General features: G+C 30.3%; 21 protein-coding genes. 14 read left to right on the forward strand and 7 right to left on the reverse strand.

The genetic code is table 11. The annotated features are described in order from the left end of the window. Window positions 1–87 precede the first annotated feature (87 nt). The 4 genes from A0083_RS02550 to gmhA are packed head-to-tail and all read left to right on the forward strand — an operon-like array spanning window position 88 to window position 3,469. A complete protein-coding gene (locus tag A0083_RS02550) occupies window positions 88–603 on the forward strand; it encodes a D-glycero-alpha-D-manno-heptose-1,7-bisphosphate 7-phosphatase (RefSeq protein WP_120760786.1) in 516 nt (171 codons plus the stop codon). Beyond that, window positions 600–1,553, forward strand: a complete 954-nt coding sequence (gene rfaD, locus A0083_RS02555; RefSeq protein WP_197553952.1) for an ADP-glyceromanno-heptose 6-epimerase — start codon at window positions 600–602, stop codon at window positions 1,551–1,553. The genes A0083_RS02550 and rfaD overlap by 4 nt, the downstream gene beginning before the upstream one ends. Further along, window positions 1,546–2,925 carry a D-glycero-beta-D-manno-heptose-7-phosphate kinase gene (gene rfaE1, locus A0083_RS02560; protein WP_197553955.1) on the forward strand — a complete coding sequence of 460 codons (1,380 nt, stop codon included), beginning with the start codon at window positions 1,546–1,548 and terminating at the stop codon, window positions 2,923–2,925. The genes rfaD and rfaE1 overlap by 8 nt, the downstream gene beginning before the upstream one ends. Further along, entirely contained in the window at window positions 2,909–3,469 is a 561-nt protein-coding gene (gene gmhA, locus A0083_RS02565; RefSeq protein WP_197553958.1) for a D-sedoheptulose 7-phosphate isomerase, read from the forward strand. Before rfaE1 ends, gmhA begins: the two co-directional genes overlap by 17 nt. A gap of 7 nt (window positions 3,470–3,476) precedes the next feature. Here the strand turns inward: gmhA and pyk are convergent, their stop codons facing one another. From pyk to A0083_RS02595, 6 genes are all read right to left on the reverse strand, one after another. Next, on the reverse strand, window positions 3,477–4,928 hold the full coding sequence (gene pyk, locus A0083_RS02570) for a pyruvate kinase (protein WP_197553961.1): 1,452 nt from the start codon (window positions 4,926–4,928) through the stop codon (window positions 3,477–3,479). A 12-nt stretch (window positions 4,929–4,940) separates the two neighbouring features. Then, window positions 4,941–6,287, reverse strand: coding sequence for an FAD-dependent oxidoreductase (locus A0083_RS02575; protein ID WP_197553964.1), 1,347 nt, complete (start codon window positions 6,285–6,287; stop codon window positions 4,941–4,943). 108 nt (window positions 6,288–6,395) lie between these two features. Then, window positions 6,396–7,019 (reverse strand): type III pantothenate kinase, encoded by a 624-nt coding sequence (locus A0083_RS02580; RefSeq protein WP_120760771.1) that lies wholly within the window; start codon window positions 7,017–7,019, stop codon window positions 6,396–6,398. Continuing rightward, window positions 7,006–7,338 carry a hypothetical protein gene (locus A0083_RS02585; protein ID WP_120760770.1) on the reverse strand — a complete coding sequence of 111 codons (333 nt, stop codon included), beginning with the start codon at window positions 7,336–7,338 and terminating at the stop codon, window positions 7,006–7,008. The genes A0083_RS02580 and A0083_RS02585 overlap by 14 nt, the downstream gene beginning before the upstream one ends. Before the next feature lies 1 nt (window position 7,339). Beyond that, the gene (locus A0083_RS02590) at window positions 7,340–8,338 is read right to left on the reverse strand and encodes a hypothetical protein (protein WP_197553967.1); all 999 of its coding nucleotides are present in this window, start codon (window positions 8,336–8,338) and stop codon (window positions 7,340–7,342) included. After that, window positions 8,335–8,880, reverse strand: a complete 546-nt coding sequence (locus A0083_RS02595; protein ID WP_197553970.1) for a hypothetical protein — start codon at window positions 8,878–8,880, stop codon at window positions 8,335–8,337. The genes A0083_RS02590 and A0083_RS02595 overlap by 4 nt, the downstream gene beginning before the upstream one ends. Window positions 8,881–9,032: 152 nt before the next feature. On the opposite strand from A0083_RS02595, the gene gatC reads away from it, so the two are divergent. The 8 genes from gatC to A0083_RS02635 are packed head-to-tail and all read left to right on the forward strand — an operon-like array spanning window position 9,033 to window position 15,268. Further along, entirely contained in the window at window positions 9,033–9,320 is a 288-nt protein-coding gene (gene gatC / locus A0083_RS02600) for an Asp-tRNA(Asn)/Glu-tRNA(Gln) amidotransferase subunit GatC (protein WP_120760767.1), read from the forward strand. 21 nt (window positions 9,321–9,341) lie between these two features. After that, on the forward strand, window positions 9,342–9,902 hold the full coding sequence (locus A0083_RS02605) for a CvpA family protein (protein ID WP_120760766.1): 561 nt from the start codon (window positions 9,342–9,344) through the stop codon (window positions 9,900–9,902). Further along, entirely contained in the window at window positions 9,902–10,357 is a 456-nt protein-coding gene (locus A0083_RS02610) for a Fur family transcriptional regulator (RefSeq protein WP_120760765.1), read from the forward strand. Before A0083_RS02605 ends, A0083_RS02610 begins: the two co-directional genes overlap by 1 nt. Before the next feature lie 10 nt (window positions 10,358–10,367). Continuing rightward, window positions 10,368–11,870 carry a lysine--tRNA ligase gene (gene lysS, locus A0083_RS02615; RefSeq protein ID WP_197553973.1) on the forward strand — a complete coding sequence of 501 codons (1,503 nt, stop codon included), beginning with the start codon at window positions 10,368–10,370 and terminating at the stop codon, window positions 11,868–11,870. Further along, a complete protein-coding gene (locus tag A0083_RS02620) occupies window positions 11,871–13,112 on the forward strand; it encodes a serine hydroxymethyltransferase (RefSeq protein ID WP_120760763.1) in 1,242 nt (413 codons plus the stop codon). Next, complete coding sequence (locus tag A0083_RS02625; RefSeq protein WP_120760762.1) at window positions 13,109–13,654, forward strand: DUF1882 domain-containing protein; 546 nt, start codon at window positions 13,109–13,111, stop codon at window positions 13,652–13,654. Before A0083_RS02620 ends, A0083_RS02625 begins: the two co-directional genes overlap by 4 nt. A gap of 19 nt (window positions 13,655–13,673) precedes the next feature. Beyond that, on the forward strand, window positions 13,674–14,486 hold the full coding sequence (locus A0083_RS02630; RefSeq protein ID WP_120760761.1) for an SPOR domain-containing protein: 813 nt from the start codon (window positions 13,674–13,676) through the stop codon (window positions 14,484–14,486). Beyond that, window positions 14,483–15,268 (forward strand): shikimate dehydrogenase, encoded by a 786-nt coding sequence (locus tag A0083_RS02635; protein ID WP_197553976.1) that lies wholly within the window; start codon window positions 14,483–14,485, stop codon window positions 15,266–15,268. The genes A0083_RS02630 and A0083_RS02635 overlap by 4 nt, the downstream gene beginning before the upstream one ends. Here the strand turns inward: A0083_RS02635 and dnaJ are convergent. Further along, window positions 15,265–16,386 (reverse strand): molecular chaperone DnaJ, encoded by a 1,122-nt coding sequence (dnaJ, locus tag A0083_RS02640; protein WP_120760759.1) that lies wholly within the window; start codon window positions 16,384–16,386, stop codon window positions 15,265–15,267. The genes A0083_RS02635 and dnaJ overlap by 4 nt on opposite strands. Before the next feature lie 114 nt (window positions 16,387–16,500). Here dnaJ and A0083_RS02645 point away from each other — a divergent pair, with 114 nt between their 5' ends. Together A0083_RS02645 and A0083_RS02650 are read left to right on the forward strand one after the other, a co-directional pair. Further along, window positions 16,501–17,172, forward strand: a complete 672-nt coding sequence (locus A0083_RS02645) for a response regulator transcription factor (RefSeq protein WP_039617824.1) — start codon at window positions 16,501–16,503, stop codon at window positions 17,170–17,172. Then, complete coding sequence (locus tag A0083_RS02650; protein ID WP_120760758.1) at window positions 17,169–18,401, forward strand: ArsS family sensor histidine kinase; 1,233 nt, start codon at window positions 17,169–17,171, stop codon at window positions 18,399–18,401. Before A0083_RS02645 ends, A0083_RS02650 begins: the two co-directional genes overlap by 4 nt. The last annotated feature ends 1 nt before the right edge of the window (window position 18,402 follow it).

The raw sequence follows: 18,402 nt of genomic DNA on the forward strand, positions 1-18,402 counted from the left end.
ATAAGCTTTTTTTATTTAAATATACTTAAAAATTTTTTTAGCAGTCAAATTATAAAAATCTTAATAAAAATACATTATAATTTTTGCATGAAAACAAAGGCGTTATTTTTAGATAGAGATGGAATTATCAATATAGATAAAAAATATGTTCATAAGATTGAGGATTTTGAATTTTGTGAAGGTATTTTTGAGCTTTGTGATTTTTTTCAAAAACAAAATTTTGCAATTTTTGTTGCAACTAATCAATCTGGCATTGCAAGAAAATATTATAGTGAAAAAGATTTTGAGGTTTTAAGTGCATATATGCTAAGTGAGCTAAATAAACAAGGTATAAAAATAGAAAAAATTTACCACTGTCCTCATTTGGAAAATTGCGAATGTCGCAAACCAAAACCTGGCATGTTCTTAAAAGCACAAAAAGAATTTAACCTAGATCTTTCTCTTTCTTTTTTTGTGGGAGATAATTTAACTGATATGCAGGCTGGAATTTGCGCAGGCATAAAAAATTTATTTTTAATCAACGAAAATTATAACGATGATGAAAATTATAAAGCCTTTAAAAATTTAAAAGAATTTTTGCATTATTTAAAGGAAGAAAAATGAAAATTGTAATAACAGGCGGAGCAGGTTTTATAGGATCAGCATTGGCTTTAGAGCTTCAGGAACAACATGAGATTTTAATTGTAGATAAAATGCGTTCAAATGTTGTTTTTGATAATGGAAATTTAGAAAGTTTTGGACATTTTAAGAATTTGCTTGACTTTAACGGGGAGCTTTATGTAGGTGATATTAATGATGAAAAAACTTTAGCATATATAAAAAGTTTTAAACCTGATGTGATTTTTCACAAAGCTGCGATTTCTGATACAACGGTTTATGATCAAAATAAAGTTTTAAGTACCAACTTAAATACTTTTAAAGATTTTATTGAGCTTGCGCTAGAGATTGATGCTAAATTAATTTATGCAAGTTCAGCATCAGTTTATGGAGATGCTCCTAGTCCTCAAACTGTAAATTTAAGTGAAGCCCCTAAAAATCCTTATGCTTTTTCAAAATTAATGATGGATAAATTAGCAAAAAAATATTTTGATAAAATGCATATAGTAGGGCTTAGATATTTTAATGTATATGGTAAAGGGGAATTTTTTAAAAATACTACCGCTTCTATGATTTTGCAATTTGGACATCAGATTTTAGCAGGGAAGAATCCTCGTTTATTTGAAGGTAGTGATCAAATTTATCGTGATTTTGTTTATATTAAAGACGTCGTAAGTGCTAATTTGGAAGCATTAGAAACAAAAAGTGGTATTTATAATGTTGCAACAGGAAAAGCAAGAAGTTTTCAAGATATAGTGGATATTTTACAAAAAGAATTAAACACTAATTATCCTTGCGAGTATATTCCTAATCCTTATAAAAATGCTTATCAATTTCATACTCAAGCAAAACTAGATGCAAATTTTTTATATACACCACAATATAGTCTTGAAGAAGGAATCAAAGACTATCTAAATGAAATCAAAAGACTTTATGAAAAGGAAGTAAATGTTTGATGTTTTAAATTCAAAAAGACCCAAAATTCTAGTTGTTGGGGACTTTATAGTTGATCATTATATATGGTGTGATTGTACTAGAATTTCTCCTGAAGCTCCTGTAATGATAATGAAATCACAAAAAGAAGACAAAAGATTAGGTGGTGCTGGAAATGTATATGCAAATTTAAAAAGTCTTGGTGCTGAGGTTTATGCTTTGGGGCTTGTGGGTGATGATGAGAGTGGTAGGTTTTTAAAAGAAAATTTAAATGCAAGTTTATTAGTAGAAAAAAATAGAAAAACTCCACTCAAAAGCAGAGTTTTATCGCATTCGCAGCAGGTTTTAAGACTTGATGATGAAAATGATTTTAATACGCAATTAGAAGATGAGCTTATTGATGAGTTTAAGAAAATAGCTAAAGATTATGATGCGATTGTTTTGAGTGATTATGCTAAAGGTGTTTTAACGCCAAAAGTAACAAGAGCTTTAATTTCTCATGCAAATACCCTAAATTTGCCTATTTTGGTAGATCCAAAAGGAAAAGATTTTAGTAAATATCAAAACGCAACACTGCTTACACCTAATAAAAAAGAAGCTATGCAGGCTTTAGGTGTAGAGAAAATAGAAAATCTAGAACAAGCAATAAAACAATTAAAAGATGATCTTGGTTTGTGTTATTCGATTATAACTTTATCTGAAGAAGGCATTGCACTTTTTGATGATCGTTTGCATATTATCCCTGCTAAGGCTTTAGAAGTATATGATGTAACTGGTGCTGGTGATAGTGTTATAGCTATGCTTGCTTATGCTTTGGCTTTAAAGATTGATATTGTCAAAGCATGTGAATTAGCCAATGATGCTGCAGCGGTTGTAGTGGCAAAAGTTGGAAGCGTTAGTGTTAGTTTAGATGAGATAAGAAATTTAGAAAAAGCTTCTTTTGAGGGTAAAATCAAAAGTAAAGAAGAGCTTGTAAAAATAACACAACATCAAAAAGTGGTTTTTACAAATGGTTGTTTTGATATCATGCACTATGGGCATATAAAATACCTTGAAAAAGCCAAAAGGCTAGGAGATGTGTTAGTTGTGGGGTTAAATTCAGATCAAAGCATTAAAAGACTTAAAGGAGATTTAAGACCCATTAATGCTGAATTTCAACGTGCATGTATGCTTGCGAGTATGTATTTTGTAGATTATGTGGTAATTTTTGATGAGGATACGCCTTTTGAATTGATCCAGTTTTTAAAACCCGAGATACTCGTAAAAGGGGCTGATTATAAAGATAAAGAAGTAGTTGGATCAGACATAGTAAAAAAAGTAGAATTGATTGATTTTGAAGAAGGTTTTAGCACCACTAATATTATCAATAGGATTGTTAATGATAAAAAAAATTGAAAAAGAAATAATAGAACATCAAAAAACTTTAGAGCAAGTTTTAAATTTAAAAGAGCAAGTTGCTTTGGTTGCTCAAGAATTGAAAAATTGTCTAAAGCAAGGTGGTAAGATTTTAATTTGTGGAAATGGCGGTAGTGCAGCAGACAGCCAGCATTTTGCAGCTGAATTGAGTGGGAGATATAAAAAAGAAAGAAAAGCTTTGGCTGCTATTGCGCTAAGTACAGATACTTCAGCTTTAAGTGCTATAGGAAATGACTACGGTTTTGAATTTGTTTTTTCAAGACAAGTGGAAGCTTTGGCTAGCGGTAATGATGTTTTAATTGGTATTTCAACGAGTGGAAAGAGCATCAATGTTATCAAAGCGTTTGAAAAAGCTAAAGGCATTGGAGTTAAGTGTATAGGTTTAAGTGGGAAAGGCGGTGGTTTGATGAATGCATTATGCGATCATAACATAGTTATCCCAAGCGATGATACTGCAAGAATTCAAGAAATGCATATTTTAATTATACATTGTTTGTGTGATTTGATAGAAGAAGAATACTAAGTTTGGGTTATTTACCCAAACTTAAATAATACTCGATTTGATCTTTTTGTAAAATTCTAATTAAATTCGTACTTCCTGCTACACCTATAGGAAAACCTGCTGTAAGGGTATAAACACCATCTCTTTTCATCAAACCTTTTTCAACTCCAAGTTTTACTGAGTTGCTTAAAAGTTCTGTTAAATTCTCATGTTTTTCTATTAAAATAGCAGGTTGTACACCCCAAACTATACTTAAGAAATTTAAAGTTTTTTTAGAATGTGTAATAGCTATAATGTCCATTTTTGGACGATATCTCGCAGTTTTAATGGCAGAAGCACCACTGCTTGTTATGGTGAAAATTGCATTAGCATTTAAATCAGTTGCTAATTGAGTGCTTGATTTTGCGATGATATCTGTTTCATTAAAGCATTTGAAATTTTCAAATTTTTCATAAGGATAGTTTTTTTCAGTTTCGATGATAGTTTGAGTCATGATATCTACTGCATTGGCAGGATCAATACCAACAGCACTTTCTTCGCTAAGCATAACTGCATCGGTGCCATCAAGTACCGCATTTGCCACATCTGAAATTTCAGCTCTAGTTGCTGTTTTAGATTTTGCAAGCGAGAAGAGCATTTGTGTGGCAGTGATGACTGGTTTGTTAGCTTCGTTGGCTTTTTTTATGATGAGTTTTTGTATATTTGGTACTCTATAATAAGGAACCTCTATACCCAAATCACCTCTTGCAACCATAATACCATCACTGCAGCTTATAATTTCATCGATATTTTCAACTGCATCGAATTTTTCTATTTTTGCAAAAATAGCAATTTTAGCATTATTTTCATCAAGAATTTTTTTTACTTCATCAATATCATGGGCATTTTGCACAAAAGAAATAGCTAGAAAATCAACATCATTTTTAATACCCCAAGCTAGATCATCTTTGTCTTTTTGTGTGATAATATCGATATTGATTTTTGTGTTAGGAAAATTGATTCCTTTGTTTGAGCTAAGTATTCCGCTATTTTCTACTTGGGTTTGGATAAAATCTTTTTCAACTTGTACTACTTTGGTTTTAATAGAGCCATCACAAAGGTAAATGTATTCTCCAACCTTTAACATAGAGAGAATTTCTGGGTGATTAATGCATACTCTATAATGTTCATTAGAAAATTTTTCACCATCAAATGTATCTTTGTAAAAGTCTAATCGATCGCCGTTTTTTAATTCAAAAGGTTCTGGAATTTTTAAAGTTCTGATTTTTGGACCACTTATATCTTGTAAAATTCCAATTCTTGCGTTTAATTCAGCTGCGACTTTTCTAATAGTGGCTAAATTTTGACTATGATACTCATGGCTACCATGTGAGAAATTTAAACGAAAGACATTTACACCATTAATGATCATTTGTCTAACAGTAGTTTCATTTTCGCTTGCTGGTCCAATCGTTGCAACAATTTTTGTCTTTTTTAGCATTTTTAATCCTTTTTATAGTAGTTCGCTAGCAAATAAATCCTCATTAAAATTTGTACCTAGGTATTGACAGATAAGTTTTGCATCTCTATAGCCATTCCCAAGACAACTTGTAGCACCTGGACTTGGAGTCATATTGAAGATTATACCTGGAATCTCTGTGATACTTGCTTCACCAAGCATTAGCTCGCCTGCTTTTTTATCAAGTACTTGTGGACGAACCCCACCAAATTTTTTAGCATAATAAATATCATCAGTTTTCAAACTAGGAACAATTTTTTTGGCATCTTTAACAAAAAGTTTTTTGTTGATATAAGGAATTTCAAATAAATAATTATAAAGAATGTAGTTTCTAATGGTAGAGTCTTTAAAAAGATTAAAGCAAATTTTAACTACATTCATATCAAGGTTAAGTGTTTTGAAAAATTCAGGTAAAGATTTAAAACCATGATATCTTTCCAACATAGGAATAACTAAAGCGGTAGGGCCAAAGCGCGTATTCATATCTGCAAGTAAGTCAGGATCTCCATGTAAAGCAGCAAAAGGTAGTTTTGGGTTTTGTACCATATAGACTTTACCATTTAGGATTTTTCTTTTTGTCATATAGAAACTTCCTGCAACAGGAAAGCAAGATTTGTCTAAACCTATACCCATTTTATGTGCTAAAAATAAAGAATGCGCACCTGCGTTGACTATGATAGATTTTGCACTATATTCTTTAAAATCTTTTGTTTTGATATAAAAAATATCATCTTTTTTTTCTATAAAAACAACTTCTTGATTATAAGCAACATGTGTGTTTTTGCCTTGTTTGTGAGCTTGTTCTATTAAGCTTTGACTCATGAGGCCAAAGTCAACAGTGGTGTAAATTTCTCCTGCTTCTACACCCATAGCTACAACATTATCTGTTCTATCATTAACACCATCTTCACCTAAAACAACATTAGGTTCTATTTGTTTGATTTCGTCTTTGTTGTAAAATTTAATATAAGGATATAGTTCTTTAAATTCTTCGTATCTATTTTTCATGTACTCACATTCTGTATCACCTACTGCTAATGCTAATTTTTGATGTGAGTGCATAAATTTGTTTTGAGCATTTTGTAAAAGCCCGTACTTTACAATCATATCAGCTGTTTTTTTGACTTTTTTTGCTTTTTCTAAAGTATAGTTTGTTTCTATATCGCCACAGTGGATAGTTTGTGAATTGCTTGTACCACAACTGTTTAGGGTCGCAGCGCTATTATATTTTTCCAATAAAGCAATGTTTTGTATATTTGTATATCTTGCTAGCTCATAAAATGCTGCAGCACCAGAAATCCCACCGCCAATTACCACGGTATCAAAATGTTTTTGATCCATTGTTGTTTATTCCTTTTGTGTGTTTGATTTTGCTAATGATATCAAAATATAATTGTTTTGAGTTTAAATAAAGCTTATAATTTGTGGAGTTATTAAGAGAAATAAATTTTATAGTTTAAAATTTTCACAAACGGCTTTTTTCATACCTCTAAAAATTAAAAATTTATCATAAATAGCATAGTCAAAAAAATTTGCCAGAAATTGTCCATCGCCACCTGTGAAGTATAGTTTTTTATCATAAGCACTGTCTTTAATGAGTAAATAAATACTTTTGAAAACACCGTAACTTAATGCATCAACAGTTCTTTGTGGGAAGGCGTCGAAATTGATTTGGGTGTTAAGTTCGTATTTTAAACGTGATGAAATATTTGCAAAAGATTTTTTATAGTTTTCAATTCCGGGTAAAATAAAACCACCTAAATGAATGGAGTTAGAAACAATATCTACTGTTATGGCTGATCCTGCATCAACCACTACGCCATCTTCTATGGTATAGCAAGCTGCTATTCTATCAACACCTAGGTTGTCATAAATTGTATCGAAATTAAAATATGGTGCAAGGTTGACAAATAAAGGATTGCGTTTTAATCTTTCTTCTAAGTTAGGATTAACATTGATATAAAATACCTTTTGTGTTGGTTCGTATTGTAAAAATTGTTCAATACTCATAGAATGGAATTTTTGTTCATTTAAAAAACTCGCGGTTGTATTTCCAATATCACACAAAAGCATGGGTTTTGATTCCTTGGTTATTTAGATATGCTTTTGCTTTGGAGCAGATTAAGGCTTGATGAAAGATAAAAGAATTTTTAAAGTTAAGATCTAGATGGGTACTGATTTGCTTGATAATTCTTTCATATTCTAAGCTATCTTTTGCAAGAATTTTACTTTTGACAAAAGAAAACAAAACCAAGCAGTATTCTTTTTTTGTGTTTTCCCCGTATAAGCATAGTATTTTTTTCTTTTTGCTAAAGCTAGAAAGATCTATGCTTTTGGTATTTTTTAAAATTAAGCCGCAACTGATAAGAATATTACTAAGTTCTTGGTTCATTTTAATTTAACTGTAAAACTTTGTTATTATAGAAAAATTTGTCATGACTCATAAAGCTTTTTTGATCTACTGCATCGCTTAATTTGTATACAGAATAGTTTTTTAAATCAGTATTTAAGCGGATTAAATATCCTGTTTTTTCAAAGATATATAAAAAGTCATGATGCAATGTGCTTTTTGAAAATAAAGCAAACTGAAATTTTACCTCATTAATTTTTCTAAGATTATAATCATTTTTGATAATTCTTCCATCTTTGGTGAGTATAAAAATTTCTCTATCATTAGCGTTTACTTCTTTGATGTCCTCGTTAAGATATACGGTTCTATTAGTAGGGGTTACAACGATGATTTTTTTTGCAGTTGCTGCAATCATTGTGTCGTTTTTAACATGAAGATAAATGATGTTGTTAAAAAACTCTTCACTACTTACCATGATTTCTTTGCTTACTTTTAAACTGCTTTTGTTTACTATAGCAAGTTTACCATTTAGCATAGGATAGATAATAATGGTATTTAAGAAATAAGGATTAGCATAACGACTATCTTGAGCGTAAGCAGTTCCTAAATTTTGTAGCATTTTTATACCAAGATTTTTGTTTGCATAAACCAAGCTATTGCTTGCTAAAACCAAAGCGATATCATCACCATCTAAACTTGCACTAACAACACTTTCATTAAATTTATAAAAATATAACTCTTCGCCTTTTAGATTTAAAATTTTAAAATTTCCATTATCATCTGCTATAAGAATTTCATCTTGATATGCATTTAAGATGTGGTAGTTTTTATCTAATTTAAAGTCAATAATATTTCCTGTTGTGTTTATAAAAGCATTGTTATTTAATTGTGCGATATTGTTATTAAAACTTGTAATTTTACCATTGATGTTTTTTGCGCTATTTGGAAGTGGATCTACCTGTGTAGGTTGATAGTATTCTCTTTTTGTACCACATGCGCTTAAAAAAACGAGTGTTATGATAAACAAATAAATGTGTTTCATTTTATTCCTTGATAGTGTTTTAAGCTAGTGATAACTTGCCATAATGGCGAATTTACTGGTATTTTATTAAATTCAAGATCTGCATTTTTAAAATCATTATTTTTTAAAAATTCAAAGCCTTTTAGTAAGATATTATAGTCTTTTAAAAAGTCTGATTTTTGATTATTTTGTGCTAAAACAATTTGTTTTAACAAAGGATCAATATCAAAAGCGGTGGTTTGATTGAGATCATGACTGTTTTGGCTCATTAAAAAAATAGTATAAAGGTTTAAATTTTTTTGTTTTAATTCCTCTAAAAGCTTTTGATCTGATGGGTTTTTTTGCAAACTGCTAAAAATAAGATTGCTTTCTTTTATATTTTTTTCTTGGTTGATATGATAAATATAACTTCCACCAAAATAAACAATTAGCAAAACAATAAAAGTGATAAAATAGTATTTGTATTTTCTTATAAAACGTTCTGACTTAATGAAATTTTCCATCATTTGTTCTTGAGAGCTTAATTCTTGTTGAACTGCTTTTAAATTATCTTTTAAAGCCATATTTTTCCTTTATGATTATATAGTAAAATACCACCTAGTGTTTAAAGTCTATAATTGTAACATATAAAAATGAAAAAATAAATGATTTTATGTTATAATTTTCTATCTAAAAAAGAGTTTTTAGAAGATCATTTTAAAAATTAAGGTAAATCATGCAAATTGATGATAATTTATTAACAAAGCTAGAGAAACTAAGTGCTTTAAAAATAGCAGATGAAAAAAGACAAGAGCTGGAAGAGCAACTAAGTCAGATTGTTAATTTTGTTGAAAAATTAGACGAACTAGATCTTTCCAATATAGAAGCAATGACAAGTACCACCAATGGTGGCACGCCTTTTAGAAGTGATGAAAGTGAAAAATCTGATGTGATTGATTCAGTAAGCAAACATGCTCCAAATTCCCAAGATGGATTTTTTGTTGTACCTAAGATAATTGAATAAATATTTGGAGTTTAAGAGAGTATGGAAAATTTTTCATGGTTTGATGTTTTTGTATTGGGATTAACTGCGGTTTTGGGCTTAAAAGGCTTAGTAAGTGGTTTATTTAAAGAGATTTTTGGTTTATTAGGGATAGTTGGTGGTGTTTTACTTGCTTCAAGATATGCTAAAGAAGTAGCAGAAATTATCAATAATAATTTTTATTCAATTCAAAATGAAAATCTTGCGATTTTTGCTGGTTTTTTAGTATTACTTGTTTGTATTTGGATAGTTTGTATGGCTTTGGGAAATATCTTATCGAAAATGTTTAGCATGAGTGGACTTGGATTTATTGATCGTATCGGTGGTTTTTTGTTTGGTAGTGCTAAGATATTTTTGATTTTTGCTATTTTAGTAGCTTGTGTAAGCAATATAGAATTTTTAAATTCGAGCCTAGAAAAATATACAAATAATAGCCATACTTTAGATTTGCTTAGAAAAACCGGTGAATATATTATGAATACGGAATTTACTCAAAATGGTTTGGAAAAAATTGAAGAAAAAATCAAAGATTCTAACTTAAGTTTAAATTCGGAGAATGGATAATGCAAATTGAAAATATAGAATATGATGTATTGCTAGAGCGTTTTAAAAAAACACTTAAGGATAATGGCTTAAAGTATACTAAACAAAGAGAAGTTCTTTTAAAAACTTTATACAATAGTGATGTGCATTATACCCCTGAAAGCTTATATGTGGAGATAAAACAAAAAAACCCAGAATTAAACGTAGGTATTGCTACGGTGTATAGAACATTAAATTTACTAGAAGAATCGGGTATGGCTACTTCGATATCTTTTGGAGCTTCAGGTAAAAAATTTGAACTTGCCAATAAACCACACCATGATCATTTAATTTGCAAAAGTTGTGGTGAGATAGTGGAATTTGAAAATTCAATTATCGAACAACAACAAATGTTAATAGCAAAAGAATATAATTTCAAATTAACAGGGCATTTGATGCAGCTTTATGGTTTGTGTCCGCAGTGTAGTAAAAAGTAGAGGTAGGTCGATGTTTGACAATATTTTAGAGCAACAAAAAATTCAAAAAGCACATGAGTTAAAAGAGTTAGGGATAAATCCATATCCGCATTTTTTAAAAAAAGAGATGAATATAAGTGAGTATAAAAATAAATTTACTTATATTAAGGATATGGAAAATCAAAGAGATGAAAATTCATATGGTATTGTAGCTGGAAGATTAAAACTTCTCAGAATAGCTGGAAAATCTGTATTTGCCAATATTGAAGATGAGCAAGATAATTTGCAAATTTATTTTAATCAAAATATTTTAGGAGAAGAGTATTTTGGTATTTTAAAAAAATATCTTGAAGTAGGAGATATTGTTTTAGTTAAAGGTTTTCCTTTTATGACTAAAACTGGAGAATTTAGTCTTCACGTGAAAGAAATTCAAATAGCAACAAAAGCTATAGTTCCACTTCCAGAGAAGTATCACGGATTGACAGATATTGAGCAAAGATATAGAAAAAGATATCTTGATATGATTATGAATAGTGAGGTAAGAAAAGATTTTATTTTGCGTTCTAAAATCGTTTCTTATATAAGAGCTTTTTTTGAATCTAAAGGATTTTTAGAAGTCGAAACTCCGATGATGCATCCTATTGCAGGTGGTGCAAATGCTAAACCTTTTGTAACTTATCATAATGCTTTGGGCGTAGAAAGATTTTTAAGAATTGCTCCTGAGCTTTATTTAAAACGTTTGATTGTAGGTGGTTTTGAAGCAGTTTATGAGATTAATAGATGTTTTAGAAATGAAGGTATGGATTTAACACATAATCCTGAATTTACAACAATAGAATTTTATTGGGCATATCATAATTATCACGATCTCATGGATTTAACGGAAGAGTTATTTGCTATGCTTTTGGATAAGTTAGGACTAGATAAAAAGCTTGAATTTGATGAAAAAATAATCGATTTTTCTAAACCTTTTGAGAGAATTACCTATAAAGATGCTCTAAAAAAATATGGTGGTTTGGATGATGAGTTGATTCATGATAAGGCTAAAATTTTAGAAAAACTTCAAAGAGATGGTTTTGAAGTAAATGAAAAATTAGAGCTAGGTCATTTGCAAGCTGAGCTTTTTGATCACTATGTAGAAGATAAATTAATTGATCCTACTTTTGTAGTAGATTTTCCAATATCAATTAGTCCTTTATCAAGAAGAAGTGATAAAGATGCAGAAATTGCAGAGAGATTTGAGCTTTTTATTGCGGGCAGGGAAATTGCAAATGGCTTTAATGAATTAAACGATCCTCTTGATCAGTATGAGAGATTTTTAAAGCAAATCGAAGCTAAAAATGCAGGCGATGAAGAAGCTTGTGAGATGGATGAGGATTTTGTTAACGCATTAGGCTATGCTATGGCACCAACTGCAGGCGAGGGTATAGGGATAGATAGACTTATTATGCTTTTGATTAATAAAAAATCAATTCGTGATGTTGTCCTTTTTCCAGCAATGAGACCACTTAAAAACGAAGCAAAAGGAGAGTAAATGTTAGAAAATTTTGATAAAGAAATTTTTGATTTAACCCAAAAAGAATTAACAAGACAATGCGATGGTCTTGAAATGATAGCAAGTGAAAACTTTACCATACCAGAAGTGATGGAGGTAATGGGAAGTATTCTTACTAATAAATATGCAGAAGGTTATCCTGGTAAAAGATATTATGGTGGATGTGAATTTGTAGATGAAATAGAAACAATTGCTATAGAAAGATGTAAAAAACTTTTTAATTGTAATTTTGCTAATGTACAACCAAATTCAGGATCACAAGCTAATCAAGGTGTTTATATGGCACTGTTAAATCCAGGCGATAGAATTTTGGGTATGGATCTAAGTCATGGCGGACATTTAACTCATGGTTCAAAGGTAAGTTCTTCAGGTAAAATTTATGAAAGTCATTTCTATGGAGTGGAGCTTGATGGAAGAATTGATTATGATAAGGTTAGAGAAATAGCAAAAGAAGTTAAGCCAAAGCTAATTGTTTGTGGTGCTAGTGCTTATCCTAGAATAATTGATTTTGCTAAATTTAGAGAAATTGCAGATGAGGTTGGTGCGTATTTGTTTGCTGATATCGCACATATTGCTGGTTTGGTTGTTGCGGGTGAGCATCCTAGTCCTTTTCCTCATGCGCATGTTGTAAGTTCAACAACCCATAAAACTCTAAGAGGCCCAAGAGGTGGGATTATAATGTGCAATGATGAAGAAATTGCAAAAAAAATCAATTCAGCGATTTTTCCCGGTATTCAAGGTGGACCTTTAATGCATGTAATTGCTGCTAAAGCGGTCGGATTTAAATATAACCTAAGTGATGAGTGGAAATTATATGCAAAACAAATCATTAAAAATACAGCAACACTAGCACAAGTATTAATAGACAGAAAATACGATCTAGTTAGCGGTGGCACAGATAATCACTTAATCTTGTTGAGTTTTTTAAATAAAGAATTTAGTGGTAAAGATGCGGATTTGGCTTTAGAAAGAGCTGGAATTACAGCAAATAAAAATACTGTACCGGGAGAAACTAGAAGCCCGTTTGTAACAAGTGGATTAAGACTTGGAACCGCGGCTTTAACTGCAAGAGGTTTTAAGGAAGAGCAAATTAGCATTGTTGCAAATTATATAGCAGATATTTTAGATGATATACAAAATACAAAATTACAAGATGAAATTAAGACTAAATTAAAAGATTTAGCAAGTAATTTTATTATTTATGAAAGGGCTTTATTTTGATTACAACAATGGATTTAGCTTTAATTAAAATGGTTACAAGCCATTATTACATTAAACGCAATACTATAGTAAACAAATACGAACACAAGGGTAGAATATTTTTTGATAAATTTGAAAAAATAAATGCACCCTTAACTGCGAATGTGATACAAGAGCACATGGAGAAAAAGATTATTGTTGCACACTCGTTGATCAATAGTTTTGATAAGGTTGAAAACATAGTATTTGATTATAATGGCTTTAATGCTGAACGTTTTTGGCATAGAGCTCAACTAGTTTTAAGAGAAGAGGGTTTTATTAATTTTACTGCTTATAAAACAAAGAGCAATAACCATTTGCATTTGTATATTCATAAGGGTCATACTACTTTTAATGAGGCATGTTCTTTGGGGTCAAAATTATCTTTGCTTTTTTCTCAAAAAATGCCAGTTGAATGGAAGGTTTTTCCTAGCTTGGATATACCTAAAGAATTTAATATTCTTACTTTACCTTATGAGGTTTATCAAAAAGAGCGTGGTGCTTCTTGGTCTAAACATATGTAATTTTGAAAGGATGTAGAAAATGGAAGAAAACAACAAAAATGAATTTGATGATATTATTTTGCAAAAGAGCAACAAAAGTGAGAAATTAAAGAAGATTTTACTTCGATCTATTATTTTGATTATTGTCTTTTTGGTTGTGATGATTGTAATGAAGTTAATCAATGATCCAGGTGAAGAAAAAGCGTTGCAAATGCCACCAGAGCCACAAGAGCAATCTTCTTATGAAAATAATTTTAATTCTCTACCAATTACTGATAGCGCTAAAGAAGAAGATGAATTTGAGGCTTTGGCTAGAAAATTAAAAGAAGAAAGTGCTTTGGTTGACACTAATACTACTGAAGAGATAAAACAAGAAATTCCAACAACAAACAATAGCGTATTGGATCAAATTTCAAATTCTGAGCCAAAAGAAGAAGTTGCTAAGGTTGAAGAAAAACAAGAAGAAAAAGTAGTGGAAAAAGTAGCTCAAAATCCAGTTCAAAAGCCGATTGAAAAACCAAAGACAAGTGTAAGTGAAAAACCAAAAGCACCAGAGCAAAGTAGCAATGCAAATGAGCTATTTGAAAGCATTCAAACTCCAAGCATTCAAACTCAGCTTCCAGCAGGTGCTTACGTGCAAGTATTTTCTTTGAATAGTTTAGATTTGAAATCTAAAGAATTAAATCTTTTAAAATCTAAAGGCTATGAATACAAAATTTATAAAACAGTGGTTAATGGAAAAGAGCTTACCAAGGTTTTAGTTGGTCCTTATAAAGAAAGCGAACTAAAAGCTGAATTAGAAAAAATTCGTTCTAATGTTGCAAAAGGTGCATTTACTTTTAGAATCAAATGAAAATCTTTGCTGTTATTGGCGATCCAATTGTGCATTCTAAATCCCCTAGAATGCACAATAATGCCTTAAATACTCTTAATTTTTGTGCAAGTTATACACGCTATCACCTCCAAGAAAAAAACAAACTAAAAGATGTCGTAAAATTCTTTGATGGAGTTAATATTACCATTCCTTTTAAAGAAGAGGCTTGTTTAATAGCCGATTTTAAAGATAAAAGTGTTTTGCATATAGGTTCTGCTAATACTCTTTTAAATAAAAATAATAAAATTTATGCTTACAATACAGATTACTTGGGTTTTTTAAAAGCGATTGAAGAATTTAAGAATATAAAAAATGCTTTGATTTTGGGTGCAGGTGGTACAGCCAGAGCATTAGCATATGCTTTAAAAACACAAGATATTGAAGTAGCAATTGTTAATCGTTCTGATGGTAGATTTGAAAAACTAAACCATAGTGTTTGTTATTTATATGAACAATTACAACCTGACTTTCAATTTGATTTGATTGTTAACACAACTAGCGCAGGTTTGAATGATATGATTTTGCCTTGCAAAAGAGATATTTTAGAAAATCTTTTTTGTAATGCCAAATATGCTTTTGATGTAATTTATGGTAAAAATACTCCTTTTTTGGAGTTAGCTAGACAATGGAATTTGCAAACTAAAGATGGAACAGATATGCTCTTGTGGCAGGGCGTGTTTGCATTTGAACTTTTTTTAGAGTGTAAGCAACAAAGAGAAGAGATATTTAAAGCCATGAATATGGCTTTAAATTATCCTTAATGGCTAAACCAAGATTTTATTTTATCAAATAAACTTTCTTGCTCAATAAACGCTTCTTCATCGGCTATACCAAAGCTTTTTTCAAGTTGCAATAAAAGGTTTTTTTGTTCTTCATTGAGATTTTTAGGGAATTTAATATCAATTTGCACAATGTGCGAGCCTAATTTTCCTGTGTGAATATTTTTAACCCCTTCATTGGCTAATTCAAATTTTTGTTTATCTTTTGCGCCAACTGGAAGCTTTAGATCTGCTTCTCCTCTTATGGTGGAGATTTTTATGGTTTTTCCTAAAGCAGCTTGAGTGAAAAACACAGGAACGATAGTATAAATATCATCTTCATGTCTGATAAATCTCTCATCATCTTCAACAATAATTTTGATATATAAATCTCCTCTTTGTGAGCTATTTGGAAGTTCATTGGCTTTGTTTTGAACTCTAAGACTCATTTCATTATCTATGCCTTCAGGTATATCAAGCTCGATTTGATCTTTTATTTCTTCATATCCATTTCCATGGCATGTTTTACATTTATCTTTAATGACTTTTCCATTTCCATGACAGTGATTACATGTTTGAACTAGAGTCATAAAACCTTGTCTAACGCCTACTTGTCCTTTACCACCGCAATATGAACAAATATCTTCTTTTCCGTTTTCAGAACCACTTCCATTGCAGCTTTTACAAAAAGTTTTATAACGAAAATCAATCTTTTTCTTGCAGCCAAAAACAGCTTCTTTAAATGTGATTTTGGTGGCTATTTTTAAATCACGTGGGTATTTTTCTTTTTTTTCTCTTCTTTGACTAGAGCTGCCAAATCCAAAGCCTTCTCCAAAAAAGCTTGAAAAAATATCCCCTAAATCAATATCTCCAAAACCACCAAAACCACCTGCTTGGCCTTTTAAGCCATCTTTTCCGTATCTATCATATATGCTTCTTTTTTCATCATTACTTAATACTTCATAAGCTTCGTTAACTAGTTTAAATTTTTCTTCAGCTTCTTTGTCTCCTTGATTTCTATCAGGGTGGTATTTTAAGGCCATTTTTCTATAAGCTTTTTTAATAGTGTCTTTATCAGAATTTTGAGAAATTTCTAATATTTCATAATAATTAAGTTCCACTGTTTTCCTCTCAATTGAAAATTAATAATGCAATTTTAGCAAAAAAATAAATGAAAAATTAAATTATGTGTTATAATATTAAGTTGTAACATATTTTATTAAGAAGGATAAATGATGATTAATGTTTTAATGATCGAAGATGATCCAGATTTTGCGGAATTTTTAGCAGAATATTTAGCTCAATTTAATATTAAAGTTACGAATTACGAAGATCCTTATTTAGGAATGAGCGCTGGTATAAAAAACTACGATTGTTTAATCCTTGATTTGACTTTACCAGGACTTGATGGTCTTGAAGTTTGTCGTGAAATAAGAGAAAAATATAGCATACCTATTATCATTTCTTCGGCTAGAAGTGACTTAAGCGATAAAATCGTAGGACTTCAAATAGGTGCAGATGATTATCTTCCAAAACCATATGATCCAAAAGAAATGCACGCAAGAATCATGAGTTTGATTCGTCGTTCAAAACGTGTAAATGAAACCCCAGAAAAAATTATCAATTCTGCATTTAAGATTGATGAAAAAAGACATGAGATCAGCTATAATGATGAAGTTTTGGTTTTAACTCCTGCTGAATATGAAATTTTAAGCTATATGATCAGACAACATGGTTTTTCAGTGAGTAGAGAGCAGCTTGTATATCACTGTAAAAGTTTAAAAGATAAAGATTCTAAAAGCTTAGATGTGATTATTGGAAGACTTAGAACTAAAATCGGTGATAGTTCAAAAGCACCAAAGCATATTTTCTCAGTTAGAGGGATAGGGTATAAGTTAATAGGATGAAAGTAACTATTAATCTTAAGATTACTATTCTTTTTGCGACTGCTTTTTTATTTGTTTGTGCTTTGTTTGTCCTTCTTGGCAAGGTTCAGATTGATTCTTATTTGACAAGTGAACAAAGTCGACAAAAAGAAATTGTGGAGAAAATTATTTACAATTTAGAAAGAAGAGAAGGTTTTTCTATTCATGAATATCTTCTTTCTAAATCTTTTAAATTGGTTGAAAACGAACGCAATATTAAGCATATAGTTTCAAAAGGTGAAAAAGTACTTAGGATTAATTCTTTATACGGAAGTTTTTCTTCTATAATTTATCACAATCAGATCTTTTTTTACGTAGAGCGAATGAATACAAAAAGACTTTATGAGTTAAATGCTTCTGCACGCTTGGAGTATTTGTTTTTACTTAGTTTCTTTTTTAGTTTGATTTTAATTATATTTTTATATTTTTCTGTATTAAGATCCTTAATGCCATTGAAAATTTTAAAAAAGAAAATTAAAAATATTAGCGCAGGAAAAATCGAATCTTTGTCGGAGTATTCGCAAATTAATGACGAAATTTCTGAAATTTCTTTTGAGTTTGATCATGCTATTAATAAAATTCAAGAACTAGTTAAATCTAGACAATTCTTTTTAAGAATGATCATGCATGAGTTAAAAACACCTATAGGTAAGGGTAGGATAGTTTGCGAAATGCTAGATAATCAAAAGCAAAAAGACCGCCTTGTTGCTATTTTTGAAAGACTTGAATTGTTGATAGATGAATTTGGAAAAATTGAAAAAGTATTATCAAGAAATTGTCAACTTAATTTGCAGACTTATCATCTAAGCTTGATTTTAGAACAGGCTGAAGATTACCTCATGAGAGATGATTTTTATCAAAAAGTTAAAATCTCCTATAAAGAAGATACGATGATCATTGCTGATTTGGAGTTATTTTCTTTAATGCTTAAAAATTTAATCGATAATGCGATTAAGTATTCAGAAGATAAAAGCTGTGAGATTATATGTTCTGGGGATTATGTGATTGTAAAAAATAAAGGTGTGCAGCTTAAGAAAACTTTTGATTATTACCTTAAGCCTTTTGTTAGGGAACATAATAACGAAGTAGAAGGTATGGGATTGGGACTTTATATTATTAATAATATCTGCAATCTTCATGGTTATAACTTGACATATAGCTACGAAGATGGTTATCATACTTTTAAAATTGTCTTTTCAAGGCTAAAATAAC

Source organism: Campylobacter sp. 2014D-0216 (assembly GCF_014931215.1).
GTDB lineage: Bacteria > Campylobacterota > Campylobacteria > Campylobacterales > Campylobacteraceae > Campylobacter_D.

Bases quoted from the DNA above. Each gene is read 5' to 3' on its own strand.
- A0083_RS02550 (WP_120760786.1), top strand. From the start codon at position 88: ATGAAAACAAAGGCGTTATTTTTAGATAGAGATGGAATTATCAATATA.
- rfaD (WP_197553952.1), top strand. From the start codon at position 600: ATGAAAATTGTAATAACAGGCGGAGCAGGTTTTATAGGATCAGCATTG.
- rfaE1 (WP_197553955.1), top strand. From the start codon at position 1,546: ATGTTTGATGTTTTAAATTCAAAAAGACCCAAAATTCTAGTTGTTGGG.
- gmhA (WP_197553958.1), top strand. From the start codon at position 2,909: ATGATAAAAAAAATTGAAAAAGAAATAATAGAACATCAAAAAACTTTA.
- pyk (WP_197553961.1), bottom strand. From the start codon at position 4,928: ATGCTAAAAAAGACAAAAATTGTTGCAACGATTGGACCAGCAAGCGAA.
- A0083_RS02575 (WP_197553964.1), bottom strand. From the start codon at position 6,287: ATGGATCAAAAACATTTTGATACCGTGGTAATTGGCGGTGGGATTTCT.
- A0083_RS02580 (WP_120760771.1), bottom strand. From the start codon at position 7,019: ATGCTTTTGTGTGATATTGGAAATACAACCGCGAGTTTTTTAAATGAA.
- A0083_RS02585 (WP_120760770.1), bottom strand. From the start codon at position 7,338: ATGAACCAAGAACTTAGTAATATTCTTATCAGTTGCGGCTTAATTTTA.
- A0083_RS02590 (WP_197553967.1), bottom strand. From the start codon at position 8,338: ATGAAACACATTTATTTGTTTATCATAACACTCGTTTTTTTAAGCGCA.
- A0083_RS02595 (WP_197553970.1), bottom strand. From the start codon at position 8,880: ATGGCTTTAAAAGATAATTTAAAAGCAGTTCAACAAGAATTAAGCTCT.
- gatC (WP_120760767.1), top strand. From the start codon at position 9,033: ATGCAAATTGATGATAATTTATTAACAAAGCTAGAGAAACTAAGTGCT.
- A0083_RS02605 (WP_120760766.1), top strand. From the start codon at position 9,342: ATGGAAAATTTTTCATGGTTTGATGTTTTTGTATTGGGATTAACTGCG.
- A0083_RS02610 (WP_120760765.1), top strand. From the start codon at position 9,902: ATGCAAATTGAAAATATAGAATATGATGTATTGCTAGAGCGTTTTAAA.
- lysS (WP_197553973.1), top strand. From the start codon at position 10,368: ATGTTTGACAATATTTTAGAGCAACAAAAAATTCAAAAAGCACATGAG.
- A0083_RS02620 (WP_120760763.1), top strand. From the start codon at position 11,871: ATGTTAGAAAATTTTGATAAAGAAATTTTTGATTTAACCCAAAAAGAA.
- A0083_RS02630 (WP_120760761.1), top strand. From the start codon at position 13,674: ATGGAAGAAAACAACAAAAATGAATTTGATGATATTATTTTGCAAAAG.
- A0083_RS02635 (WP_197553976.1), top strand. From the start codon at position 14,483: ATGAAAATCTTTGCTGTTATTGGCGATCCAATTGTGCATTCTAAATCC.
- A0083_RS02645 (WP_039617824.1), top strand. From the start codon at position 16,501: ATGATTAATGTTTTAATGATCGAAGATGATCCAGATTTTGCGGAATTT.
- A0083_RS02650 (WP_120760758.1), top strand. From the start codon at position 17,169: ATGAAAGTAACTATTAATCTTAAGATTACTATTCTTTTTGCGACTGCT.